Below are 7,041 nucleotides of genomic sequence, written 5' to 3'. Positions count from 1 at the left end.
TCGCGGCCCTCAGCCCCGCCCGGCCGCCCCGGCCGATGCCGGCCTTCAGCTTCCAGGCCGACGGCGACCGGCCGGTGACGCTGGCCGACTTCCGCGGCAAGGCGCTGCTGGTGAACCTGTGGGCCACCTGGTGCGTGCCCTGCCGCACCGAGATGCCGGCGCTCGACGCCCTGCAGGCAAGCCTCGGCGGCCCCGCGTTCCAGGTGGTGGCGGTGAATGTCGACACCGCCCGCCTCGACCGCCCGAAGAAATTCCTGGCCGAGGTGTCGGCCACCCACCTGTCGTTCTATGCCGACCCGACCGGCGCCGTGCTCGGCACCGCCAAACGCGACGGCCCGGTGCTGGGCCTTCCGACGACCTTCCTGGTGGACAAGAACGGCTGCGCGGTCGCCACCCTGGCGGGGCCGGCCGATTGGGGGTCGGCTGAGGCGAAGCGGGTGGTGGAGGCGGTTGGGGGGTGAAGGCGGCTGAAGAGCGAGTGCGCTTTCGACTCGATCTCGGGCTCTCAGGAATATGTGCGTCTCGGCACTTCGAGTCGCCGGGAACGATCAAGCACAGCCGTGATGCGGTCCCCTATCTTGAAGTGGATTTACAAGGAAGCCGACGTTGGCGGCCGCCGAGGGTCGGCCCGGAACGGAGGTCGAGGAATTCTGCTCGCAGAGGCTGGGTGCCGTCCGAGGCTCCGCGGTGAGGGCCGGTCGCCCTCACCGCGTCTGAATCACTATTTCGTCGGAGTCTTGGCGAAGGCTTCCTTCAACTCATGCCCGGCCATGTCCTCCGCTGCTTCGGCATCGGACACCACCGCGCCCATGCCGAAGAATTCGTGGGTGACGCCTTCATAATTCTTGTAGGTCGTCGACACGCCCGCGGCCTTCAGTTTTTCGGCCAGCATCTTGCCTTCCGACATCAGCGGGTCGATCGAATCCGTGATGACGGTCGCAGGCGGCAGGCCCTTGAGGTCGGCCAACGTGGTCAGATTCAGCATCGGGCTCTTGGCGTCTTCCTGCTTGGCCAAGACCTTGTCAACGAACCATCCCATGGCGCTCTTCGAGAGCGGCATGGCGTTTTGGTTGGCGATGTAGGACGGCGTCGTCATATCGGTTCCGGCCACCGGATAAACGATCAGCATGTGCACGGGGAGCTGCACATTCCCGTCGCGCGCCATGATGGCCACGTTGGTGGCAAGATTGCCGCCCGCGCTTTCGCCGGCCACGGCCAGGCGGGCCGGATCTCCACCGAACTGCCCTGCATTGGCCAGCACCCACTTATAGGCCGCAAAGGAGTCTTCGTGGGCCGCTGGGAACTTGTTCTCCGGCGCATGGCGATATTCCACGCTCGCTACGATCGCGCCCGACTTCTTGGCGAGCGCCATCGCGGAGGCCTCGTAGGTGTCGAGGTCGGCGATCACCCAACCGCCACCGTGATAATAGACGATGACCGGTAAGGGGCCGGAGCCGGCACCCTCCGGCGTATAGATCCGGATCGGCTGCGTGCCGCCGGCCGTGGGATAGGTCATATCCTTCTTGGACACCTTCATGGCCGCCATCAGCGCCATCGCATCCTTGCCCTGATCCTTGAGCACGGCCTTGACCGCATCGGCCGGGGTCGGCTGCGCCCGGGCTTCCGCGACCGAACGGGATTCGATGGGCTTGGCGCCGAGCTCACCGAGCTTCTTGAGAACGGCGAGCATGTCCTTGTCGGCACGCTTCATCGTGCCGCTGTCGGGCGTCTCAGCGACGGTCGCGACGGTGGAAAGACCCGGCTCCAGCACGGGCGCATCGGCCGGGGCCGGCGTCTGCTGGGCGTAAGCGGGCGAGCCGGCGAACAGGGCGACGCCCGCCAGCAATGGTACCGCGAGTGCGGCGAAACGAATTGAGCCTGTCATGGGATGTCTCGTGTCGGAGTGTCGGGGAATTGCAGGGATCGGACTGATGGCTGGGGAGTTCTAGCCAGCGCCGGGTAGCGAACCGGTGAGGCCGGTCAGGCCTTCAATTCGGCGTTGATCCGCTTGCAGATGGCGACGTGCTCCTTGAACACCGCCAGCATCAGCATGGCGAGATGTCGGCCCTGCTTCTCCATGGGGTCGGTCGCACCAGCCGAGTTGTGGAGGTAGCCGTCGGCGAGGTCGCGCAGGAACTCGTGATTCTCGAGCTGGAAAGCGATGTAGGTCCTGTCGAAGCCCTCGCCCTTGGCGGTTGTCTTGATTTTCTCGACGATGGCCATTCCTTTCGCGTCCATGGCCGGAGCCATGGCGCCGATGTCCTTCAGGACCATGTTGACCGTGATGGCTTCGCCGAGTTCGAAACCGGCGAACTCATGCGCGTTCTTCTGGGTCGCTTTCTCGACCGCGACCTGGGATGTCGACAGCGACAGTTCCGCCGGCCCGAGAACGCCGGTGAAATACTGCGAGGCCGTCTTGATGTCGGCGAAGTTCATCGGCGCTGCGGTGAGTTCGGCGGGAGCTTGCTTCTGGGCCTGGGCCATGGCTGCCGAAGTCGTGGCAATCAGGGCAAGCCCGGCAATGATGGATCGTCGGTCGGTGATCACGTTCGACTCCTTGAAGCGGATGCCCGTGCTAGGGCCATGATCCCGCAACCAGGATCTTCCAGGTCGGTTCCTGGATGGGAGGCGCATTGGACGTCCTGAGTCCTGGGTTGGACGATGGGGGCGTCTGCGCCCTGCGTGACCGTCGTCAGACCTGGGGTGACACGCCGTCTGAGACTTCGCTCGGAAGCGCCGGTCCGAGGGTGGGTGGCTCACCTTCGTCCTGCCCACCGAAACTTCGGAACTCCGCAGGACCGGCGGAATACAAGGCCTCGAAGGCGCGACTGAAGGCGCTACGGCTCGCGTAGCCGACGGAACTTGCGATGATCTTCACCGGAAGATCGGTCGTCGACAGCAGACGGGCCGCAACGCGGAGGCGGACGCGTTGAACGAAGTCCATCGGCGCCTGGTCGAACACCTGCGAGAAGCGATCCGCGAACGACGCCCGGCTCATGCCCGCGAGCACGGCGAGACTTTCGACGGTGAATGGAGCGCCAGGCCTTTCGAGAACGGCCAGAACGGCTCGAGCCAGCTTCGGCTCCTTGAGCGCGGCAAGCAGCGGTGATGTGCTAGCCCCGCTGGTCAGGTGCTGACGAAGCAAAAGGATCAGGCAGTGCTTCATCAGCACCTCCGTCATGGCCTGGGTCGCGAGACCGGGCCTGGAGATTTCTGTGAGCATCAGATCGAAGGAACGGCGCAGAACGTCGTCCGATGAAAACGCCTCGACGATCGGGCTCTGGAATAACTCGAACAGGCCGAGAGCCCCTTCGTAACTCGCCGAAATTTGTCCGCAAACGAGGAGGGTATCCGGCGTACCGTCGCCAGCCGAGAAGGTGACGAGACCGTCGCCATGCAGGACGCAGGTCTCGGCGGCCTGCATTTCTCCGATGACGGCGACAGGCTCGCCGACGGCGTGGGTGCTGCGTGCCGGTACGATGATGATGCTATATGGCCCAAAGGGGATCCACTCACCGTCGCCGACCCGCAAGCTTCCCGTTCCATGCAGTACGTAGTGGATCGTGATCGCCTCGAATGGGCTGAAGGTGAGACGCCATCCTTTTTGGATTTGACAGACCGAAAAGGCGTGGAGGCGAACCGCAAGAGTGACGAGTAGCCGATCCAGAATATCAGTTCGCATCGTCGCCTCCACGCATGGGCCGCGCGCTCAGTGCAACGCAAATCGTGTGGGTAAACCTAGCACGCGCCGCGAAGATGCAGGCTTGCGTCCGATTGCGCGCGGTGAGGCCTGAGCGCGAGGCAATGGCAGGTTCCTCAGCCGCAATCCACCAAATCTGTCCCATTCGCGGCGCTGTGCCGAGCGTCTGCTTCTGAGCGCCCCTGGCAATCGGGCGAACGAAATCGATAGGCGCAAAGCCGAACGGCCGCTTCCTGGCCGGAGCAAAGATCAGCAAGCCCCCAAACCTGCCGTTGCCACAGAAGCGGAGCGGGTGCGCTTGCTCTTATCGCTGCTTCTCTGTGCCCACCAATTCCCGACCCCCTGCATAGCCCATCGCGACATCCGTCAGCGCCGTCTCGAACAGCTCCGCCTCCCCATTGTACTACGCCATCCTGGTGGGGCCGGCCTATGGGGGGCGGATTCGAGGCGGTGGGTGGAGCCGGTGGGGGTGAGAAGCGACGGGGATGCTGCACCTCCGAGCCTTCCCATACGTCCAGAGCGGTCGAAGGCCATGTCGCAAAACTATGGCGGCCGGACACAGGCTCCGACCGCCGCATTCACGTCCGATGGGCCTCGGCTTGCCCGGGCCGCATCGTGAGCGGTACGCCCATGGCCTATTTTAGCGCATCGAGTTCCGCGACGCCGCTGTTGCGGTCGGCATAGGCCGCCTGGAACGACGGGCGCTGCTGCCAACGCTGCCAGAAGGCATCGAGGTGTTCGAACCGCTCGTCCAGCGGCGTCGCATTGACGGGGTATTTGGAAAAGGCGATCGCGGTCGCCAGCGTCATGTCCGAGAAGGTCGGCGCGTCCTTGCCGAGCAACCATGGACGTCCGTCCGCCAGGTGCTGGTTCACCAGTCCCGCGTGGGCCAGGGCTTCCTTGCGGCAATGCTCGCCCCAGGCCGCATTATGCGTCAGTTCGAGCTTGGGGCCCAGACCCTGATGCAGCACATGGAACATGGTGGTGATGCGGTACAGCACGTGAACCCAGATGCGGTTGTCCCACATCGCGTCCAGTCCCTGTTCCATCGGCGTTTCGCCAAGGATGCGGCGCCCCGGAAAGGCCTGGTCCAGATAGCGGACGATGGCGGCGGTTTCGGAGATGAGGCTGCCGTCGGCGAGACGAAGCGTCGGCGTTTCGCCCCACGGGTTCATCTTGAGATGGCGCCACTGCCGCTGCTCGCCGCCGGGCGCCATGTCATAGACATGCTCCTCGAACTGATCGGCGATGCCTTTCTCGTGCATGAACAGGCGCACCCGTTGCGGGTTGGGGAAGGCCGATGGCGCTGTGAAGAGGGTGGGCTTGGCTGACATGAGGCATCCTTGATTTTATCTACCTGTCGGTAGATAGGTACGCCCCTGCCTTGGCGGTTCACACCGGCTTTGTCAAAGCCTATCGATGGTCGGGCAGATGAGGGTGGAGATGACCGGCGGTACCAGGGCGAGGATCATGGAGGCGGCGCGGCTGACCGTGCAGGATCTCGGCTACGGCGGCCTCAGCTTCCGTGAGCTGGCCAAGGATGTCGGCATCAAGAGTGCCAGCATCCACTATCATTTCCCCACGAAAGGGGAGCTGGTTGTGGCGATCCTGCGCGACTACACCGCGTATCACGAAGCCTTGCTGCACGGCATCGAGACGGAAGGGGCCGATGGCGGCGCTCTGTTGCGTCACTATACCGACATGTTCAGGCGAACGCTTCTGAACGGCAACCGCATGTGTCTGGCCGGGATGCTGTCCGCTGAGCGCAACGAACTGCCCGAGGGGGTCGGGACCGAACTGGTCCGCTGGGGCGAGATGAACGAAGGCTGGATCGCCCGCGTGCTGGGCCCCGGTGACGATGGCGACGCGGACTGGAGGCGGCATCGCGCCCGGGCGATCTTCGCGGCGGTGTCGGGCGCCCAGATGATTGCGCATGGGCGCAACGACATTGCGACCTATGACGAGGTGATCGTGGCCTATCGAGGCAGTGGCCTCATTCCGTGAGCCTGCATGGCCGAGAGGCCTGGTTTGTCGCCGGTCAAGCCTTCTCCTGCCCCACCAAAGCCTGCCAATCCCCCTTCACAGCCCCCGCATAGCCCATCGCGAACTCCGCCAGCGCCGTTTCGAACACCTCGGACTCGCCCATGTAGCCCGCCATCGTGGCGGCGTCGCCCGAGCGGGCATGGGCGCGGGCCAGGGTGGCGCCGCAAAGGCGGCCATAGGGTTCGAGCGCGTGGGCCTGCACCAGGGGGGCAATCTCGCCCAGGCGCTTGTTCTTCAGGTGGCGCACGTAGAATTGCCGGCCCGTGCGGGCGTCGGTGGTCCAGCCGAGGAACGGGTCGCTGGCGCTCTGCATCAGGCGCTGGCCTTCCACCACGCGCTCGCCCTGATGGGCCGCAAAGGCGTCCCGGCCGGTCAGCCGCGTCAGGCAGGACGGCAGCGCTTCCTTGATCTGCAGGAACAAGGGCGCGCCGTCGGGCGTGGTGAACAGGCCGAGCGCGCAAAAGGTGCCGACGGAGCCGACCCCCACCACCTTGAACACCATATCGGCCAGTTGGTAGCGGTCGAGCAGCGCTCGCCGCTCCGGCGGCAGGGTGTCGCGATAGCCGGCGAAGACGGCCTCGGCCTGCAGGGTTTCGCCAGCGGCCGCGCCTTCCGACCAATGAAAGATGTTCGGCGGCTTGTCGGCGATGCGCCAGCGCGACGGGGGCTGGCCGTCGTTGGAGGCGGCGAGCTTCTGGTAGTTGCGCGCCCCTTCGCCGCTCGACAGCGCCCGGGCCACGAAGCCCTTAACAGTTGTGGCGACCTCGCCGTCGCCCACATGGTCGAGCAGGGCGGTGACGTCGGTGCTGGCGCCCCATACTTCGAGCGGCGACAGCACTGCCAGCTCACCCATACGCTTGCGATACGCATGGGCGGCCGCCCGGGCGGCCTGATGGGCGTCGTCCGGCGTGGCGTCGCCGTCCTCCTGCGTGGCTAGGGCGAGGCTGGCGCAAAGGCGCTTCAGGTCGACGGTGAAATCGACGCCCGGCAGCGTTTCGTCGAAATCGTTGATGTCGAACAACAAGCTGCCTTCGGGGCTGCGCGCCACCCCGAAATTGCCGATGTGGCAATCGCCGCAGCCCTGCACGGTCAGCCCGGCCGATGCCGCCCCGGCGAGGTCGGCCGCCATCACGGCCGCACCGCCGCGAAAGAACGCGAAGGGCGAAGCCGCCATGCGGCGGCGGCGTTCGGGCACCAGACCCGGCAGGCGGCTGTGGTCGGTTTCGGCCAGGACCGCGCCGACGTTTCGCCCCGGCGGCAGCGCCAACGCCGCATGGGCCTCGCGGGGCACGGCGGCC

The 7,041-nt window shown here is 65.5% G+C and carries 7 protein-coding genes; 2 read left to right on the top strand and 5 right to left on the bottom strand.

The window, feature by feature from the left end; translation table 11 throughout:
- A partial coding sequence (locus tag P7D22_RS21780) for a TlpA disulfide reductase family protein (RefSeq protein ID WP_319936358.1) occupies window positions 1–461 on the top strand: 461 nt, incomplete at its 5' end.
- Window positions 462–721: 260 nt separating this feature from the next.
- Here the strand turns inward: P7D22_RS21780 and P7D22_RS21775 are convergent.
- From P7D22_RS21775 to P7D22_RS21760, 4 genes are all read right to left on the bottom strand, one after another.
- Complete coding sequence (locus tag P7D22_RS21775) at window positions 722–1,885, bottom strand: alpha/beta hydrolase (RefSeq protein WP_319936357.1); 1,164 nt, start codon at window positions 1,883–1,885, stop codon at window positions 722–724.
- Window positions 1,886–1,980: 95 nt separating this feature from the next.
- Window positions 1,981–2,547 (bottom strand): hypothetical protein, encoded by a 567-nt coding sequence (locus P7D22_RS21770; protein ID WP_319936356.1) that lies wholly within the window; start codon window positions 2,545–2,547, stop codon window positions 1,981–1,983.
- 145 nt (window positions 2,548–2,692) lie between these two features.
- The gene (locus tag P7D22_RS21765) at window positions 2,693–3,682 is read right to left on the bottom strand and encodes an AraC family transcriptional regulator (RefSeq protein WP_319936355.1); all 990 of its coding nucleotides are present in this window, start codon (window positions 3,680–3,682) and stop codon (window positions 2,693–2,695) included.
- Between the two features lie 653 nt (window positions 3,683–4,335).
- Entirely contained in the window at window positions 4,336–5,034 is a 699-nt protein-coding gene (locus tag P7D22_RS21760; protein WP_319936354.1) for a glutathione S-transferase family protein, read from the bottom strand.
- A 136-nt stretch (window positions 5,035–5,170) separates the two neighbouring features.
- Between P7D22_RS21760 and P7D22_RS21755 the strand changes: the two genes are divergently transcribed.
- Window positions 5,171–5,704, top strand: a complete 534-nt coding sequence (locus tag P7D22_RS21755; RefSeq protein WP_319936353.1) for a TetR/AcrR family transcriptional regulator — start codon at window positions 5,171–5,173, stop codon at window positions 5,702–5,704.
- Window positions 5,705–5,738: 34 nt separating this feature from the next.
- Here P7D22_RS21755 and P7D22_RS21750 read toward each other — a convergent pair.
- A partial coding sequence (locus P7D22_RS21750; RefSeq protein ID WP_319936352.1) for a DUF2252 domain-containing protein occupies window positions 5,739–7,041 on the bottom strand: 1,303 nt, incomplete at its 5' end.

Source organism: Lichenihabitans sp. Uapishka_5 (genome assembly GCF_033947565.1).
In the GTDB taxonomy this organism is placed as follows: domain Bacteria; phylum Pseudomonadota; class Alphaproteobacteria; order Rhizobiales; family Beijerinckiaceae; genus Lichenihabitans.
This window is presented reverse-complemented; position numbering and strand designations above follow the sequence as displayed.

Excerpts from the sequence above, each read along its gene's own strand:
- P7D22_RS21775 (WP_319936357.1), bottom strand. The coding sequence starts at position 1,885 with ATGACAGGCTCAATTCGTTTCGCCGCACTCGCGGTACCATTGCTGGCG.
- P7D22_RS21765 (WP_319936355.1), bottom strand. The coding sequence starts at position 3,682 with ATGCGAACTGATATTCTGGATCGGCTACTCGTCACTCTTGCGGTTCGC.
- P7D22_RS21760 (WP_319936354.1), bottom strand. The coding sequence starts at position 5,034 with ATGTCAGCCAAGCCCACCCTCTTCACAGCGCCATCGGCCTTCCCCAAC.
- P7D22_RS21755 (WP_319936353.1), top strand. The coding sequence starts at position 5,171 with ATGGAGGCGGCGCGGCTGACCGTGCAGGATCTCGGCTACGGCGGCCTC.